The sequence below is a fragment of the uncultured Cloacibacillus sp. genome, from assembly GCF_963926575.1.
Lineage (GTDB): Bacteria > Synergistota > Synergistia > Synergistales > Synergistaceae > Caccocola > Caccocola faecigallinarum.
Genome location: NZ_CAWUXW010000001.1, coordinates 414,051 through 430,656, shown reverse-complemented (window position 1 = coordinate 430,656; position 16,606 = coordinate 414,051). Strand labels below are relative to the sequence as shown.

Genomic DNA, 16,606 nt, shown 5'->3' with positions numbered 1-16,606 from the left:
CGCCCCTTTATGCTTTTTACGTAATTTGTCAAAGTTATGTATAACTTACGGTTTGTATAGTATAATCAAAAAGTTTTTGCGAGGCTATACAGCTTTGGGGGAATCTTGATGAAGAAGATAATTTTCGCATTTCTCGCGCTCGTCCTCGCGGCGTTCCCGGCGTCAGCGGAGGAGCCGCGCGTGATGGAGTTCGACGTCGCCGTGATAGGCGCGGGCTGCGGCGGCAGCGCGGCGGCGATTCAGGCGGCGCGGCTCGGAATGGAGGTCGCTGTCGTCGAGGAGTCCGACTGGGTCGGAGGGCAGATGACGGGCGGCGGCGTCTCGACGATGGACGACGTGCGCCGCACGCGCACCGGCGTCTACGGCGAGTTCCTGCGCCGCGCCTCGGCCTATTACGAGGCGCGCGAGACGCCCGTGAACACCTGCTACTGGGGCTCGGACACCTTCGCCTTCGAGCCGTGGGTTATTCAGCGGACGCTTCTCGACATGATGCGCGAGGCGGGCGAAATTTCGCTCTTTATGGAGACGCGCGTGCTCGAGGCGAAGATGAAGGACGGGGCGGTGCGCGCCGCCGTCGTCGAGCGCGGCGGGGAGAGGATAGAGCTGCGCGCGAAGGTGTTCATCGACGCGACGGAGGCGGGGGACTTCATCCCGCTGACAGGCGCGCGCTACCGCGCGGGCCACGGCGACTCTTCGGGAGAGATGGACGGCGTCATCCAGGACATCACCTACGTCGCCGTGATACGCCGCTATCCCGAGGGCGTGCCGGAGGAGCTGCGCTTCACGCGCAGGCCGCCCGGCTACGAGGAGTACGCGCCGCGCTTCCGTGAGATTATAGCGCTGGGCGGCGACAGCTGGCCCGGCGAAGCGCCTTTCAATCCGAACGTATTCAAGGCCTACAGGGGGATGCCCGACATTTCCAACCCCGCGAGCCCGCTGATAGACGGCGGACGCGCGGAGACGTGGCCGCTGATTACGCGCAGCGCCGTGAACTGGGCGAATGACTACCCGCACGGGAAGGACGGCCTCGACGGCATGCCGGTCCGGTATCTTGAGGACAAGGAGTACCGCCTTGAAATGGACCGCGAGGCTATGGCGAAGACGCTCTGCTTCCTATTCTACATGCAGAACGAGCTCGGCATGACGGACTGGTCTGTAGACGACAGGCAGGGCTACGGCGGCTGGTTCGGCAACGGCTGGCGCGAATGGGACGAGATGCCGGAGGCTTTCGAGCCGATACTGCGCCACTTCCCGCCGTTCCCGTATATACGCGAGAGCCGCCGCGTCGCGGGCGTCGAGACGATGACGGTCAAGGACGTGCTGCGCGACATGAAACTCGGGCGCACGCTCGAGACGAAGCCGAACGCGATTGCGCTCGGCGAGTACCCGACTGATATACACGGCCTGCGCGACAAGGAATTCCTCGACCGCGATCTCGACGAGGACGCGGCGATGATACCGCCCGACACGGAATGGAAGGGCGGCCTATTCCAGATACCGATGGGCGCGCTGATACCGGAGAAGGTCGACGGCCTGCTCGCGGCGGAGAAGAACATATCCGTTTCGCGCATAGTCAACGGCTCGACGCGCCTCCAGCCCGTGACGATGCTCACGGGGCAGGCGGCCGGCGCGCTCGCCGCGGTCGCCGTGCACGGGGAGAAGCAGCCGCGCGAGGTGCGCGCTATTGAGGTGCAGTCGCCGCTGCTCGACGCGCGCGATAGGCTCTCGCTCTACCGCTTCGACGACGTGCCGCAGGACTCGGTCTGGTGGAAGGGCGTCGAGCTCTCGATGCTCTACGGCTACCTCGACCCGGCCTCCGACGTAATATACGGCGTCGACAACGAGATGCACTGGCTCGAGGTGCGCGACGCGATGCGCCGCGCCTTCGGACGCATGGAGTTCCCGCCGCGCGAGGCGCTCGACACGGTGACGGCCGGCGAGTTCGGCGAGTGGCTCGCCGAGCTTTTCAAGGACGAGCGCGAGACGCTAGCGCCGCTGCTTGAAAAATGCACGGGCGACGAAGTCCTGACGAAGGGACGTCTCGCCGCTGCTGTCGGCGAACTGATGCTGCTAAGGAAGTAGTCTGGCGAAAGAGTGAAATAACGAACCCCGCCGCAGCCTAGCCTGCTTTTTGGCATGCGGAGGCGCGGCGGGGTTTTATTTGTATACGCATTCAACTTTTAAGAAAACGTCCGTTAATCGTCATTCCGCGCTTGACGCGGAATCTAGCGACTTCAAATTCCGGTGCGTTACGGTATTTAACGACTCTGGATGCCGCGTCGGAGCGCGGCATGACGTGGTAGCCGTTTCTCTGAAAAAGTTAAGCGACTATAAAGAAAGCCGCCCCGGCTGGGACGGCTTCTCTTGATTTTTCGGCTTTGCTTACTTCGCCTTGCCCTTTTCGAAATGCTTCAGCGCGTCTCCCATAAGCCCCTTGCCTATCGTCGGTTCGAGCACCTTCATGTGTTCGAGGACGGCTTCGCGCGCGGGGGCGAGCTCTTTTTCCGTGTAGGTGAAGACCTTTATGCCGCTCTTCTTCATGCGCTCGAGGTTCATCTCGTCGTTCTGACGCGCCGTTTCAAGCGAGCGCTTAGAGGCCTTCGCCACCTCGGAGTAGATTATCGCAAGATCGTCCTCGCGCAGCTTGTCCCACGTGTCGGCGCTCATGAGATAGGAGAGCGTCTCGATAGTGTAGTTGAGGTTGTACCAGTATTTCACGACGCCAGCGAGGTCCGTCGCCGCGGCCCCGGTGGATATGCCCGTCACCGCGTCGCAGGAGTCCTCCTGCACCGCCGCGGCGAGTCCCGCGTAGGGCAGCGAGACGGTTCTGTAGCCCTGCGACCTGATTATCTCAGGATAGACGGTCGTAAGCGGCACGCGCGCGAGCACGCCTTTGTTCGAGTTAGGGTCAAGCGGGTTCTTTATCTTCTTCGTCGACGCGATGCCGGTCATGCCCTCAACGTGGAAGCCGAGGAATTTGACGCCGAGGCGCGTGTTGTATTCGGATATCCTCTTCGCGAGCCAGCTGTCGGGAGCGAAGTCCTTCGCGGCGCTCTCGTAGCTCGGGAATACGTTGAGGTTGGGGAGCTCGAGGCGCGGGTCGAACTGTCCGGAGTTCGTGATGAGCGCCATGTCCACTTTGCCCTTCATGAGATCTTCGTATACGAGCGTATAGTCGCCGAGTTTGTTGGCGGGGTAGACCTCTATCGCTATCCTTCCGTTCGTGCGCTGGTTGACGCCGCCCGCGATGTCGCGCATCAGCTTCGTCGCGTAATGCCCGTCGGGGAACTGTCCCGCGAAGCGCAGCGTGATATCGGCGGCCTCGGCGCATGGCGCGATGAAAACAAGGAGCAGAAGGGCGGATAATAAACCTTTGAGATTTCTCATAACAAAGACCTCTCCTTTTCTATATTGGTGTTGATTTGACGCCAGTTTTATTTTTCCACGAATTGTACAAATGTTTTTACACTCCGCAGATTGGTTCAATAAAGTTCTCTTCCATTTTAACATGAATTTTGGTGCCGCGCCATAGCGCGCTTTCTGCGGCGTAAAATTTTTGCGCGCGGTTGTTCCAGCGCGCGTGAGAGATTATAATGCAGAATGGATATAAAGTTCCCGGAAACGGGAGTTGGAAAGGATAGTTGAAAGCATGACGAAAAATATCAGAGTGCTCGCCGTTCTTATGCTCACTGCGTCGCTGTTCGCGCCGGTGCGCACGGAGGCCGCCGTTTCTCAGCTGAATCCGGCGTACGTCGAATATATGAACGAAAATAAAACGGCGGAAATCGGCGCAAGGAGCCTCGCCTCTAACGGCGCCGGCAAATCGCACATGTCGGGCTACGTCCCTTCGCCGCTCAGCTGGTCGCACCTCGCGGGCAGGACGTGGAGCCTGCCCGTTAAAGCAGAGTCCGCGTCGGGGACGGAAGGCGCGCGCATGCGCTCCGCGGCGGACGGCGTTTCCGAGACTCTGCCTGCGAGTTACGACCTGCGCGAAGAGATGCCGCCGGTCAGAGACCAGACGTACTTCAACAACTGCTGGACATACAGCGCGACGGCCGCGACCGAGTCGAACCTTATAAAGAAAGGGTTGGCGGGGACGGACATAGACCTCTCGGAGTGGTACATCACATATTACGCGCTCAACCCGTGGAAAGACATGGTGTGCTTCGCCAATTCGTCAGGAGAGCCGTATTACATGGTGGGCGGAAACGACTGGAAGTCCGTCGCGCTGCTCTCGCGCGGCACGGGTTCCGTCACGACGGCGAAAGCGCCCGACATATCGAGCGCCGGCGGGGACTACAGCGCGGTCTATGCGCCGGAGCCGGCTGCGCGCGACTACAAACTTACGGGAGCTTACTACCTCGGAGACAACGGGGCTTTCGAAGTCCAGCTCTCCGCAGAACGGCGCGAAATGATAAAGCGCGCGATTGTGGAGTACGGCGCGGTCTCCGTCGGGATATATATAAACGCCATATACAACGATAACATGACCGGGTACAGCGATAAGACGTTCAACCGCGAAACGAGCGCCTATTACTCCGGGCTTCAGTACGGCGTAGACGTCGGGACGGACCACGCAGTCACGATAGTCGGCTGGGACGACGAGTTCTCAAAAGATGATTTTGGCAACAATAAGCCTGAGAAAGACGGCGCGTGGATAGTGCGCAACAGCTGGGGCGCGTGGGGCGACGAAGGATACTTCTATGTCTCATACGAAGAGGGCACGCTCTGCGACGGCGTCGTCTACGACACGGAAAAGGCGCGCGAAGGAGAAAATGTCTACCAGTACGACGACCTCGGCTGCGTCGGATGGTACTCTCTGGACACGCTGTTCCCCAGCGTCGGCGGCGCTAAAGATGTACAGTACTTCGCAAATATTTTCACTGCGAAAAGCAGCGACGCGATAGACGCGGTCGCATTCTACGTCGCAGACGAACGCATAAGCTACGAAATCAGCGTTTACACCGGCTGTTCCGGAGATTCGCCGGTAAGCGGGCGTCTCGCATGGACGGGGGCGGCGGATTCGCTCGTGCCGGGCTACAATACGGTGACGCTCGATGACCCGGCTGAAGTCGCCGCCGGAACGAAGTTCTCCGTCGTCGTTCGAGCGGTCAGCCCCGGCGGCGACTGCACCATTGCCACGATTCCGACGGAATACGCTGTCGGCAATTATGAAAACGCGACTTCGAATCCGGGCGAAGGGTGGTTCTCCGTCGACGGTGTAAATTTCTACGACGCAAAGGAAATCGGAGAATCCGAAGAAGCGTACAGCCTCAGCGTATGCCTCAAAGCCTTCGGCGAACGCATATACACGGCGTCCGACTCTCCAGTAAGCGTAACGGGCGATGTGACGGTATCGGGAGGAGCTGCCGAAGCGTCCGCGTCGATGATTTCAGATACTGCGAACGACGATGCGCAAGACGGAGTGATTTCCGCGCTCGAAACGGAAACCGTCGAAGGCATAGCGCCGCATGAAAACGTCGCGCTGCTCGGCGCGTTCTCCATGAGCGTGGAACACGGCGGCGGCTCAGCATCGTTCACGATAAAACTGGCGGAGGAGATGTACTTTGAAGGCGTGCCGTACGTCATAATATGGCACAACTACGACGAACAGTATCACGCCTTCCGCGCCGAATACGAAGCGCAGACGCTGACCTTCACTGTAGACGCGCTCGACGACTACTTCTCCGAAGCGATAATCACGATAGCCGACGTAAAGGACAGCGCAAAGCCCGCGCCGCACGGAGGCTCCGGCGGCGGCTGCTCCGCGGGATGGGGAGCGCTCGCGCTTCTCGCCGTCGTCCCACTCGCGCTGAAGAAGAAAACGAAATAAAAATCTCGCAGAAGAGCATAAGTCCGGCCTCCCGCGTAAAATCGTTCGGGAGGCCGGGCTTTTAATTTTCAGCTAAATTTCCGCGCCGCGCTAGTCTATCACGCCGCCGCCCACTACGTAATCGCCGTCGTAGAGCACGACGGACTGGCCCGGCGTCACGGCGCGCTGCGGCTCGTCGAACTCTATCCTTAATTTATCATCGGAGAGCTGCTCGACGGTCGCGGGCTGCTCCGCGGCGCGGTAGCGTATTTTTGCGCGCAGGCGCATGGGGCGGTCGAGTTTCCCGACGGCTATGATGTTCGCGCGCGAGGCGGTGAGCGTCTTTGAATAGAGGCCGCTTTCGGGGCAGAGCGTCACTGTGTTGCTCGCCGCGTCTTTGGCGCGCACATAGAGCGGCTCGCGCAGCGAGAGGCCGAGGCCGCGGCGCTGGCCGACGGTGTAGCGCGTCAGCCCCCTGTGCTCGCCTATGGCGCGGCCCGATTCGTCTACGAACTTGCCCGGCGCGTCGGCGCGGCCCGTCGTTTCTCGGATAAAGGCCGCGTGGTCTCCGTCGGGGACGAAGCATATATCCTGGCTCTCTTTTTTATGCGCGTTGGTAAAGCCCTGCGCCTCGGCTATCTCGCGCGCCTCGGCCTTGCTGAGCGCGCCGAGCGGCAGAAGCGTGCGCGAGAGCTGCTCCTGCGTCAGCGTCCAGAGCACGTAGCTCTGGTCCTTTTTTTCGTCCGCGCCGCGGCGCAGCAGCCAGCGCCCGGAGGCCGCGCCGCGCTCTATAACGGCGTAATGGCCCGTAGCGATGTGGCTCATGCCCAGGCTCTGCGCAAGCTCGAGAAATTTTCCGAACTTCATCGTCCTGTTGCACTCGACGCACGGGTTCGGCGTCAGCCCCGCGCGATAGGCTTCTATGAAGGGCTTTATGACGTTTTCGCGAAATTCTGCTTCGAGCGGGAACACGTGGAACGGTATGCCGAGGCGCGCGGCTACCTCGCGCGCGGCCTCTTCCTCGGCGCTCTGGGCGAGCAGGCGCATGATGGCCCCCGCGCACTCGTCCGCGCCTTCCTTTATTAAAAAAGCGGCGACGGAGCTGTCCACCCCGCCGCTCATAGCCGTAAGGACCTTACGCGCCAATTACTTCATGCTCTCCATTTCCGCCGCGACCGCAGGCTCCGCGGCGCGCATCGCTTCGAGCGTCTTTTCGAGCAGCTCGTCGAGCGGCCAGCCGAGCATCTCCGCGCCCTGCGCTATGACCTCGCGCGAGCAGCCCGCGGCGAATTTCTTGTCCTTGTATTTTTTCTTGAGGCTCTTGAGCTCCATGTCCGAGACGCTCTTCGACGGGCGCATCAGCGCGGCGGCCCAGATGAGGCCGGTCAGTTCGTCCGAGGCGAAGAGAACCTTTTCCATGAGGTGCTCCGGCTTTATGTCCGAGCAGGGGCCGTAGCCGTGGCTGCATACGGAGTTGATGAAGCCGTCGTCCACGCCGATTTCGCGCAGAAGCTCCGGCGCTTTCTTGCAGTGCTGGTCGGGGAACTGCTCGAAGTCCACGTCGTGCAGCAGGCCGACCGCCGCCCAGTGGTCCGCCTCGGCGGCGTACCCGAGGTCGTTCGCGTACCAGCGCATGACAGCCTCGACCGTCAGCGCGTGCAGCAGATGGAACTCTTCCTTGTTGTATTTCCGAAGCAGCCCGAGGGCCGCCTCTCTCGTGATTTCAGCCATGATTATCCCTCCGTTTGTATCATGCCGATAATTATAGATTTTTCCGCGCGCGCGCGCAAACGGCGATATTTCGCGCCGCGCGGCTTTGCTGTAAAATAATTTTGTTTCACAGATATTTCACGAAAGCGGGGCGCGGGGATGGACGCAAAGCGCAGAGCGATGGTGGTAGGGGACTTGGCGGTGCTTCTCGTCGCCTTCATATGGGGGCTGACGAACGTCGTGATACGCGACGCGCTCGACGGCATCACGCCCTTCTGGTTCTGCTTCCTGCGCTTCGTCGTCGCCTCCGCGGCGCTGATGCTCCTATTCGGACGGCGCGCCTTCGCGATGACGCGGCGTGCGAAGGTCCGCGGTATGCTGACCGGCGTCGTCTTCAGCCTCGCCTATCTCTCGGGCGCGGTCGGCCTGCTCTACACTACGGCGGGCAACCAGTCCTTCATCGTCTCGATGTCCGTCGTCTTCGTTCCGCTCTGCGTCTGGTTCCTTACGAAAAAATTCCCTGGCTGGCACGTCATGGTCTCGGTCGCGCTCTGCCTCGCGGGGCTATGCGGCCTGATGCTCGACGGTAACTTCCGAGTGAACCCCGGCGACGCGCTCTCCGCCTTCGCCATGCTCTGCATCACGGGCTACATTCTGCTCGTCGAAAAATTCGTAGCGGGCGAGGACGCCTGCGGCCTAGCGTGCTGGCAGGCCGCGGGCACGATGATATGCTCGGCCATCTGCGCGCTCGCCTTCGAGCCCGTGCCCGCGGAAATCGGACGCGCGGCGTGGCTCGCCGTGATTTACGCGGGCACGATCGGCTGTGCGCTGACGCTCGTCCTCCAGACCGCGGCGCAGAAATTCACAAGCCCGACGCACGTCGCGATACTGCTCTCCACCTCCGGCATCTTCGGCAGCCTGCTCGGCGTCGTCTTCATCGGCGAGCCGATGACCTGGCGCATCTTCATAGCCTCCGCGCTCATCTTCGCGGGCGTAATAATAGTAGAAGCCGTCCCCGCGCTGAGGAAGAAAAAATAACGCGGCCGCGGAGCAGGCTTCCGCGCCGGCATAAAGGTACGAAAAGAGCCCGCCTCTTGCGCGAGAGGCGGGCTCTTATGTTCGTTTCGTAAATTTTCTAGTCCTTCGGCCTTTTCAGAACGAAGCGGAATCTCGGCGCGGCGGCGGGGGCTCCGGCCATTACGGGGACGGGCTCGGCCTCTTTCGGGACGTTCGCGCTCTCCGTCAGCGACTCGGCTTTCTTCTCGTCTTCCTTGCGGTAGAGGACCTGGCTCGACTTCGAGCCGTCGCGGTAGACGGTGATGCCCTTGCAGCCCTCTTTCCAGGCGAGGATGTAGGCGTCGAGCACGTCGCGGACGCAGCACTCGTGGCGCAGGTTGACCGTCTTGGAGACTGCGAGGTCGGTGTAGCGCTGGAAGACACCCTGCGTTCTTACGTGCGCGGTCGGCGTAACGTCGTGCGAGGTTACGAAGACCTTTTTCATAACGTCCTCAGGCAGCCCTTCCTTGATGGCCTGCTCGTACCAGCGGTTGCGCTGCTTCATGACGACCTTCGTGCCGTCTATCTGCGTGCGGACGCGCGTGTGCTCGAGCGCGAAGAGCGGCTCGATGCCCGACGAGCAGTTCGCGAGCAGAGCTATCGTGCCGGTCGGCGCGATGCAGGTGAGCGTCGCGTTGCGGCGTCCGAGGTGCGCGAGCGGCTCCGGGATTCCCTTTTCCTTGCCGAGCGCGACCGAGGTCTCGTGCGCGGTGTTCTGTATGGTCCCCATTATCTCAGCGGCGAGCGCGTAGGCTTCCTCGCTGTCGTAGGCTATGCGGAGCTGGAAGAGCAGGTCGGCCCAGCCCATGACTCCGAGGCCGATCTTGCGCGTGAGCTTTACGGCCTCCGCTATCTCGGGCAGCGGGTAGTGGTTGACGTCGATTACGTCGTCGAGGAAGCGCGTCGCGACGGCCGTGACCTGCTTCAGCGTTTCGAAGTCGAATTTCCCGTCCTTGACCATCGAGGCGATGTTTATCGAGCCGAGGTTGCAGGCCTCGTTCGGGTAGAGCGGGGACTCGCCGCAGGGGTTCGTGCTCATGAGTTCGCCGAGGTTCGGCGTCGTGTTGCCGCGGTTTATCGCGTCGAGGAAGATTATCCCCGGGTCGCCGGTGCGCCACGCGGAGTCGGCGATTTCCTCAAGCAGCGCCGCCTCTTCGCCGTGCGGGTCGGCGACGGCCTTTTCCATGAAATCGTCGAAGACGCCGACGGAGATGTTGAAGTTCGTTATCGTGCCGTCCTTGTCCTTGCAGTGGATGAATTTCCTGATGTCGGGGTGGTCGATGTTGAGTATCCCCATGTTCGCGCCGCGGCGCATGCCGCCCTGCTGGACGGTCTCGGTCGCCTTGTCGAAGAGCCCCATGAACGAGACGGGGCCGGAGGCGCGGCCGTTGGTCGAGTTGACCTTCGCGCCCTCGCGGCGGAGCTTCGAGAAGTTGAAGCCCGTGCCGCCGCCGCTCTTGTGTATGAGCATCTGCTTGCGCAGCGCCTCGCATATGCTTTCCATAGAGTCTTCGATGCCGATGACGAAGCAGGCCGCGAGCTGTCCGTGCGGCGCGGGGCGTCCCGCGTTCATCAGCGTCGGGCTGTTCGGCAGGAAGCGCAGAGTCGCCATAATTTCGTAGAACTCGTCGGTCCATTTATACTGCTCCGCGAGCGTGCGCTCCGCCGCCGCGACGTTCTTCGCGACGCGGACGAGCATCTCTTCGGGTTTCTCCACGGGGTTTCTGTTCTCGTCGCGCCACAGGTAACGGTCGCGCAGAATATCCTTCGCTGATGGGCTGAACGCAGGCTTTATAAGCATAATTGAGAACCTCCAATTATTATGCTGGCGGGTATTTTTAATTAAACGAGCCGGAGCGTACCGCCCGCCCGGCTCATTTATCATATCATAATTTTTTATTTTGAGAAGGTTGAGGACACTAGATATATTGACATCTTATCCACCAAACACTATCCATAGTGTGATTAACTGTGTGGATAAGATGTGCGCGGAGCGCGCTACTTACGCCACAGGCTGCGCGTGAAGAGCGCGAGCAGCGTGTATATCTCAAGCCTGCCGCAGAGCATGTCGAAGGTGTAGACCCACTTCGCGAAGGGCGCCTGGTCGGCGAAGTTCTCCACAGGGCCGACGTCCGCGAGCCCGGGGCCGACGTTGCTCAGCGTCGCGGAGACGGCGCTGATTGAGGTGACTATGTCGTTGCCGGTGAGGCTGACCGCGATGGCGGAGAGGCCCCATATCATGAAGTAGATCGCGATGAAGCACGAGGCGGCGGAGACCATCTGCGGGCTGACCGCCTTCTCTCCCTGGCGCACAACTACGACGGCGTTCGGGTGGACGAGCTTCTTGAGCTCGCCGAAGGCCGCCTTTATGACTATCTGGAAGCGCACGCATTTGATAGCGCCCGCCGTCGAGCCGGCGCAGCCGCCTATCATCATTATCGCGAGCAGCACGAGCTGCGTGAAGTATGGCCACTGCGCGTAGTCAGCCGTGATGAAGCCCGTCGTCGTTATGACGCTGACGACCTGGAAGGAGCTGAAGCGCAGCGCGTCCCAGAAGCTCGTGTAGACGCCTTCCCAGAGCAGGTGCGCGCAGATGAGCGCCGTCGCTATGACGACGACGCCGGTGTAGAAGAGGAACTCGGGCTCCTTGTAGGGCTTCAGAGTGCGCGCGCGCAGCGCCGCGAAATGCAGCGTGAAGTTCGCGCCGCAGGCGAACATCAGGAAGAGGAGCACGTAGTCGAGGTATGCTGAGTCGTAGTGCGCGACGCTCGCGGTGTGCGTCGAGAATCCTCCCGTCGATACGGCGGCGAAGGAATGCGCTATCGCGTTGTAGAAATTCATGTCTCCCGCCATGAGCAGGACGACGCCGACGATTGTGATGCCGACGTAGATTTTCCACAGCGTCGTCGCCATCTCGGTGATGCGCGGGCTGACCTTCTCGAGCGTCGGGCCCGGGCTTTCGGCCTTGAAGAGGTAGGTCATGTTGCCGCCGAGCAGCGGGAGCATCGCGATGACGAGGACGACTATTCCCATGCCGCCGAGCCAGTGCGTCGTCGCGCGCCACATCAGTATGCCGCGCGGCACGGGCTCCATCTCGCGGATGACGGATGCTCCCGTCGTCGTGAAGCCGGACATCGCCTCGAAATATGCGTCGGTGAAAGAGGGTATCGTGCCGTCGAATATGTATGGAAGGCAGCCGACGAACGAAGCGGCTATCCACGCGAGCGTGACGCATGCGATAGCCTCGCGCGCACCCATGCTGCCGCGGTTCGCGCCGCGTCCCGCGAGCGCGAGGAGGCCCGACAGCGCGAGACCCGCGAGCGCGGAAAGCAGGAACGCTTTGATGTCGCGCGTACCGTCAGCCACGGCCCAGATGAACGGAAAGCCCATCGAAACCGTGACCGTGAAAGTTATCATTGCCAGAAACTTGGCGACTATCGCGTAATTCAAGACGGCGCGCCCCTATCCGAAAATCGCGAGCGCCGCTTCCATCGAGGCGGCAGTGCCGAAGATTATTATCTTGTCCCCGCCCCGGAGCTCCGTCTGCCCCGTCGGTATCAGCATCTCGCCGCCGCGGTCGAGCAGTCCGATGAGCGAGCCCTCCGGCATCGTCAGCTCCATCAGCTTTTTACCGTCGGCCGTCGAGCCGGAGGCGACGGTCGTCTCCACGGCCTCGGCGCTTATCTCCTCGAGGACTGTGAGGACGTTCGACGTTCCGGGGTAGCGGACGCTGCGCGTTATCACGTCGGCGAGCGTCTGGTTGCGGTTCACTATCGCGTCCACGGGGATGTGGTTCGTCATGCCGAGGTAGTTGTGGTTGCGCACGACGGCGATGCTCTTCGATACGCCGAGCGTCTTCGCGAGTACCGCGAGCATGAGGTTCGTCTCGTCGTGCTCCGTCGCGGCGACGCAGCCGTCGGCGTCCGTTATGCCCTCGGATTTAAGGAATTCCGCGTCCGCGCCGTTGCCGCATAAAATCATCGCGCGCGGCAGCTCGCCCGCGAACTTCTCGCACTTCGCGCGGTCCTCGTCGACGATGCGCAGGTCGATGCCGCGTATGTGCGCGAGCAGCCTTTCCGCCGTCTGATGTCCGATCTTTCCCGCGCCGATGATGAATACGCGCTTCAGCCGCTTCGACTTCGCGGGCTGGAAGAGGCGCTCGATTTCGAGAATCTGCGAGCGGTAGCACATCGTGTAGCAGAGGTCGCCGGGCTGCAGCGCGTAGGATGCCTTCGGGACGAAGGAGTCCTCGCCGCTCTTGACCCAGACGACGAGCATTATCATTTTGGGGTTGCGTTTGCGTATTTCATATAAAGGAAGGCCGCAGAGCGGCGAGTCCTGAGCGACGCGGAAGAGGTATATGCCGGCGCGCCCTCCCGCTATTTCCGTTGTGTGCAGAGCCGCGCGCACTTCGAGCAGCTCTTCTATATCCTTCGCGACGGAACGCTCCGGCGACACGAGCATGTCGATGCCGAGGTCGTTCGCCCAGCTTTCGTTGTCTGTGAACTCGAGGCCGACCGCGCGCGCTATCACGTGCGGCACGCCCGAGCGCTTCGCTATCCAGCAGGCCATGAGGTTGACCTCGTCCCTGTTGGTGCAGGCGATGAGCATCATGACGTCGGACTTTTTGCCCGTTATCCCCGCCTTCGCGAGCACGCTGGGCCGCGCGCCGTTGCCGTTCACCACCATTACGTCGAGCGTCTCTTCGGCCTGCGCCGCGCGCTCTTCGTCTTCTTCGACTATTACGATGTCGTGACCGTCAGCCGAGAGGTTCCTCGCTACGCTGTATCCGACCTCTCCCGCTCCGACTATTACGATGCGCAAAGCCAATCTCTCCCTTTTCGGCAGATATGTGCGGTACAGTATAAGATATTTTCAGTTTATTGCAAATTCTGACGGAGCGCAGTTTTACCGATTTTTTACGCGCGCGCGCGGCGCTTGCCATCCGCGCGCGTTCGTTGTAAGATTTTAGCACTGACAAAGGATATGGACGGTTCTCCGAGCCTGCTGCGCCTAAGGGTGAAAGCCTACGGACTCCAGGCCGACAGGGTCGACGGCGGAAACGCGGCGGCCTCCCTCCGGAAAGGCGAACGGCTGCATTGTATATTACAAAGGCCGTACTCTCGAGAGGACGGTCTTTTTCTTTTTTCAGCGGATCACACAATTTTCTCCGCCCGCGGCGGACGCCCCCAACGTCCGCCGCGGGTTCTGTTCTTTTTAGTCCCCGACTGTGGCGCAAAACGAGCTAAATAGTGTACAATAGCCGCGACGGGCGCTCTCGTCCGCGCTTTTCGGAAAACGAGCGCCTGCGTCCCTGAATCCGGCCCTTCTAAAGCTTGCGCCATGAGCGCCGGACGTCAGGGCGGCGATGGAAACGTCGCCGTCTCCCACTGCGGAAAGGGGACTTTGCGCCGCGGGCCGTACCTTACCCGCCTCCCTTCTTTCCGTGACGGATACATAAAGGCTGTAGACGCAGCATAAATCTCACGAGGAGGGGTTTATACCCATGCGTATCAACAAAAAAGGTTCTTTAATCGCGCTGCTGCTCGCGGTCTGCGTGCTGGCTTTCGCCTCGCTCGCGGCCGCGGCCGACAAGGCGCCCGTTCTCCGTATGGCGACGACGACGAGCACCGACGACACCGGACTGCTCGACTATCTCGCGCCGATCTGCCTCAAGGACACCGGCATCGACGTGCAGTGGGTCGCGGTCGGAACGGGCAAGGCTCTTGAGTTCGGACGCAACGGCGACGTCGACGTCGTGCTGACGCACGCCCCGTCGCAGGAAGACAAGTTCGAGGCCGAGGGCTACGGCGTAGACCGCCGCAAGGTTATGTACAACGACTTCGTCCTCATCGGCCCCGCTAACGACCCCGCGGGCGTCAAGGGCAAGCCCGTCATCGAAGCGATAGCGACGATAGCCGAGAAGCAGCAGAAGCTCGTCAGCCGCGCCGACAAATCCGGCACGCACACCGCCGAGCTCAAGCTCCTCGACAAGGCCGGAGTGAAGGACTTCGACAAGGCCGCTTGGTACGTGCAGACGGGCCAGGGAATGCTCAAGACGATCAACATCGCCGAGGAGCAGGGCGGCTACGCGCTCACCGACCGCGGCACCTTCATCAAGTATGACGCCGGTCTCGACGGACGCGAGGGCCTCGTCATCATCTGCGAGGGAGACGCCGAGCTTCTCAACAAGTACAGCGTCATGGCGGTCAACCCCGAGAAGCACCCCGAGGCGAAGCACGACCTCGCGGTGAAGTACATCGAGTGGATCACCTCGCCGAAGGTCCAGCAGGACATCGCGAACTTCAAGCTCGAAGGGAAGCAGCTCTTCTTCCCCGACGCCGACCCCGCGAAGTAATATCGCAGAATTTGCGGACGCGCCGCCCACACGCGGCGCGTCTTAACGTATCCGGAGACAGCCGCGCATGGACTTCATAGCCGAGGGATTTATACAGGCCTTCAGAATGCTCCTCACGATGGACGAGGAGACGGCCGTCATCGTCGTGACCACCTTCAAGCTCACGGCCTTGTCGATGGCGGGCGTCCTGCTCTTCGGCCTTCCCACGGGCTTTCTGCTAGGATACTTCGACTTTCCCGGAAAGCGCGCCGTGCGCACCGTGACGGACACGCTGCTCGCGCTTCCGACCGTCGTCATCGGGCTGCTCGTCTACGCATTCATTTCGCGGCGCGGCCCGCTCGGCGACTGGGAGCTGCTCTTCACGGTACGCGGCATGGCGATAGGCCAGGTGATACTCGGCACGCCGATAGTCGCGGCCTACACGGCGGCGGCGATTGAAGGGCTCGACAGCCGCCTGCGCCAGACTCTCATGACGCTCGGCGCGTCGGGCGGGCGTCTTGCGCTCACGAGCCTCTGGGAGGCGCGCTTCATGATACTCGTCGCGGCGCTCACGGCCTTCGGGCGCATCGTCGGCGAGGTCGGCTCGGCGATGATGCTCGGCGGCAACATCAAATGGCACACGCGCACGATAACGACGGCGATAACGCTCGAGACGGGCAAGGGCGAATTCGCGCTCGGCATAGCGCTCGGCGTCATCCTCATACTTATTTCGCTGCTTCTCAACATTTCGCTGACCTTCCTGCGCCGCAGGAGCCAGAACTGAGGCTTCAAAAAAATATAAAATTACGGACGGTGTGTTTCTTATGAAAAAGTTTGCAATAGCTCTCGCCGCTCTTCTGATATGCTCTCCGGCCTTCGCGGGCACGATAAAGCTCTCGAGCACCATCGGCCCCGTCGACGCCGGCATAATCCCGCTGCTCGCCGAGACCTTCAAGGCTAAGACGGGGACGGAATTCGTCATCGAAAAGGCCGGAACGGGCGCGACGCTCGAAAAGGCGAAGGGCGGGGACTTCGACATGGTCGTCGTCCACGCGCGCGCTCTCGAGGATAAATTCATCGCCGAAGGCTACGGGCAGAACCGCCGCGACATCATGTACAACGACTTCGTAATCCTCGGCCCGAAGGACGACCCCGCGGGAATCAAGGGAATGAAGTCCGCCGCCGAGGCGTTTAAGAAAATCGCCGCCTCCGACGTCGAGTTCGTCAGCCGCGGCGACATGTCCGGCACGCACGTCGCCGAGATGAACGTCTGGAAGGCTGCGGGAATCACCCCGGACGGCGAAAAGGACGCCTGGTACACGGTCTTCTCGCTCGGCAAGCTCGGCAACGGCCACACGACGGAGTTCACGAACCGCCGCGGAGCCTACACGCTGATGGACCGCGCCACCTACCTCACGAAGAAGAATAAAATCGACATCGTCCCGCTCGTCGAGGGCGACCCGATACTGCTCAACCTCATCGCGGCTATCGAAGTGAGCCCGAAGCGCTTCCCGAACGTCAACAACAAGGACGTCGTGGCCTTCGTCGACTGGCTCTGCGGCGACGAGGCGCAGACGATAATCAAGGATTTCAAGGTCGACCAGTACGGGGAGCCGCTCTTCTTCCCGAACTCCGACGAATGGAATAAGAAGCACGGGAAATAACTCCCGCGCGGCGGAGGCGGCGGGATT

12 protein-coding genes and 2 riboswitches are annotated in these 16,606 nt (G+C 61.3%); of the genes, 6 read left to right on the top strand and 6 right to left on the bottom strand.

Going from position 1 to position 16,606, the window contains the following annotated elements:
- Positions 1 to 108: 108 nt before the first annotated feature.
- Entirely contained in the window at positions 109 to 2,082 is a 1,974-nt protein-coding gene (locus tag ABGT66_RS01925; RefSeq protein WP_346688464.1) for an FAD-dependent oxidoreductase, read from the top strand.
- Positions 2,083 to 2,382: 300 nt separating this feature from the next.
- Here ABGT66_RS01925 and dctP read toward each other — a convergent pair whose 3' ends face one another.
- Positions 2,383 to 3,387, bottom strand: a complete 1,005-nt coding sequence (gene dctP / locus ABGT66_RS01920) for a TRAP transporter substrate-binding protein DctP (protein ID WP_346688462.1) — start codon at positions 3,385 to 3,387, stop codon at positions 2,383 to 2,385.
- A gap of 262 nt (positions 3,388 to 3,649) precedes the next feature.
- Between dctP and ABGT66_RS01915 the strand changes: the two genes are divergently transcribed.
- Positions 3,650 to 5,833, top strand: a complete 2,184-nt coding sequence (locus ABGT66_RS01915) for a lectin like domain-containing protein (protein WP_346688461.1) — start codon at positions 3,650 to 3,652, stop codon at positions 5,831 to 5,833.
- Between the two features lie 90 nt (positions 5,834 to 5,923).
- Here ABGT66_RS01915 and mnmA read toward each other — a convergent pair whose 3' ends face one another.
- The gene (gene mnmA, locus ABGT66_RS01910; protein WP_346688459.1) at positions 5,924 to 6,958 is read right to left on the bottom strand and encodes a tRNA 2-thiouridine(34) synthase MnmA; all 1,035 of its coding nucleotides are present in this window, start codon (positions 6,956 to 6,958) and stop codon (positions 5,924 to 5,926) included.
- Entirely contained in the window at positions 6,959 to 7,543 is a 585-nt protein-coding gene (locus ABGT66_RS01905) for a hydrolase (RefSeq protein ID WP_346688457.1), read from the bottom strand. It lies immediately after the preceding gene.
- A 159-nt stretch (positions 7,544 to 7,702) separates the two neighbouring features.
- On the opposite strand from ABGT66_RS01905, the gene ABGT66_RS01900 reads away from it, so the two are divergent.
- The gene (locus tag ABGT66_RS01900) at positions 7,703 to 8,560 is read left to right on the top strand and encodes a DMT family transporter (RefSeq protein WP_346688455.1); all 858 of its coding nucleotides are present in this window, start codon (positions 7,703 to 7,705) and stop codon (positions 8,558 to 8,560) included.
- Between the two features lie 97 nt (positions 8,561 to 8,657).
- On the opposite strand, the gene ABGT66_RS01895 is transcribed toward ABGT66_RS01900, so the two are convergent.
- The 3 genes from ABGT66_RS01895 to trkA form a co-directional block, all read right to left on the bottom strand.
- The gene (locus ABGT66_RS01895; RefSeq protein WP_346688453.1) at positions 8,658 to 10,379 is read right to left on the bottom strand and encodes an adenosylcobalamin-dependent ribonucleoside-diphosphate reductase; all 1,722 of its coding nucleotides are present in this window, start codon (positions 10,377 to 10,379) and stop codon (positions 8,658 to 8,660) included.
- Between the two features lie 197 nt (positions 10,380 to 10,576).
- A complete protein-coding gene (locus tag ABGT66_RS01890; RefSeq protein ID WP_346688452.1) occupies positions 10,577 to 12,028 on the bottom strand; it encodes a potassium transporter TrkG in 1,452 nt (483 codons plus the stop codon).
- 12 nt (positions 12,029 to 12,040) lie between these two features.
- The gene (gene trkA, locus ABGT66_RS01885; RefSeq protein ID WP_346688450.1) at positions 12,041 to 13,402 is read right to left on the bottom strand and encodes a Trk system potassium transporter TrkA; all 1,362 of its coding nucleotides are present in this window, start codon (positions 13,400 to 13,402) and stop codon (positions 12,041 to 12,043) included.
- A gap of 160 nt (positions 13,403 to 13,562) precedes the next feature.
- A riboswitch (molybdenum cofactor riboswitch) is annotated at positions 13,563 to 13,683 on the top strand.
- Between the two features lie 195 nt (positions 13,684 to 13,878).
- Positions 13,879 to 13,996: riboswitch (molybdenum cofactor riboswitch) on the top strand.
- 88 nt (positions 13,997 to 14,084) lie between these two features.
- Here trkA and ABGT66_RS01880 point away from each other — a divergent pair.
- The 3 genes from ABGT66_RS01880 (at position 14,085) to ABGT66_RS01870 (ending at position 16,579) form a co-directional block, all read left to right on the top strand.
- Positions 14,085 to 14,936: a substrate-binding domain-containing protein gene (locus ABGT66_RS01880; RefSeq protein WP_346688448.1), complete on the top strand. Its 852-nt coding sequence runs from the start codon at positions 14,085 to 14,087 to the stop codon at positions 14,934 to 14,936.
- Positions 14,937 to 15,003: 67 nt separating this feature from the next.
- Positions 15,004 to 15,699, top strand: coding sequence for an ABC transporter permease (locus tag ABGT66_RS01875; protein ID WP_346688447.1), 696 nt, complete (start codon positions 15,004 to 15,006; stop codon positions 15,697 to 15,699).
- Positions 15,700 to 15,739: 40 nt separating this feature from the next.
- Positions 15,740 to 16,579, top strand: a complete 840-nt coding sequence (locus tag ABGT66_RS01870; protein ID WP_300262449.1) for a substrate-binding domain-containing protein — start codon at positions 15,740 to 15,742, stop codon at positions 16,577 to 16,579.
- The last annotated feature ends 27 nt before the right edge of the window (positions 16,580 to 16,606 follow it).

Excerpts from the sequence above, each read along its gene's own strand:
- ABGT66_RS01925 (WP_346688464.1), top strand. The coding sequence starts at position 109 with ATGAAGAAGATAATTTTCGCATTTCTCGCGCTCGTCCTCGCGGCGTTC.
- dctP (WP_346688462.1), bottom strand. The coding sequence starts at position 3,387 with ATGAGAAATCTCAAAGGTTTATTATCCGCCCTTCTGCTCCTTGTTTTC.
- ABGT66_RS01915 (WP_346688461.1), top strand. The coding sequence starts at position 3,650 with ATGACGAAAAATATCAGAGTGCTCGCCGTTCTTATGCTCACTGCGTCG.
- ABGT66_RS01905 (WP_346688457.1), bottom strand. The coding sequence starts at position 7,543 with ATGGCTGAAATCACGAGAGAGGCGGCCCTCGGGCTGCTTCGGAAATAC.
- ABGT66_RS01900 (WP_346688455.1), top strand. The coding sequence starts at position 7,703 with ATGGTGGTAGGGGACTTGGCGGTGCTTCTCGTCGCCTTCATATGGGGG.
- ABGT66_RS01895 (WP_346688453.1), bottom strand. The coding sequence starts at position 10,379 with ATGCTTATAAAGCCTGCGTTCAGCCCATCAGCGAAGGATATTCTGCGC.
- ABGT66_RS01880 (WP_346688448.1), top strand. The coding sequence starts at position 14,085 with ATGCGTATCAACAAAAAAGGTTCTTTAATCGCGCTGCTGCTCGCGGTC.
- ABGT66_RS01875 (WP_346688447.1), top strand. The coding sequence starts at position 15,004 with ATGGACTTCATAGCCGAGGGATTTATACAGGCCTTCAGAATGCTCCTC.
- ABGT66_RS01870 (WP_300262449.1), top strand. The coding sequence starts at position 15,740 with ATGAAAAAGTTTGCAATAGCTCTCGCCGCTCTTCTGATATGCTCTCCG.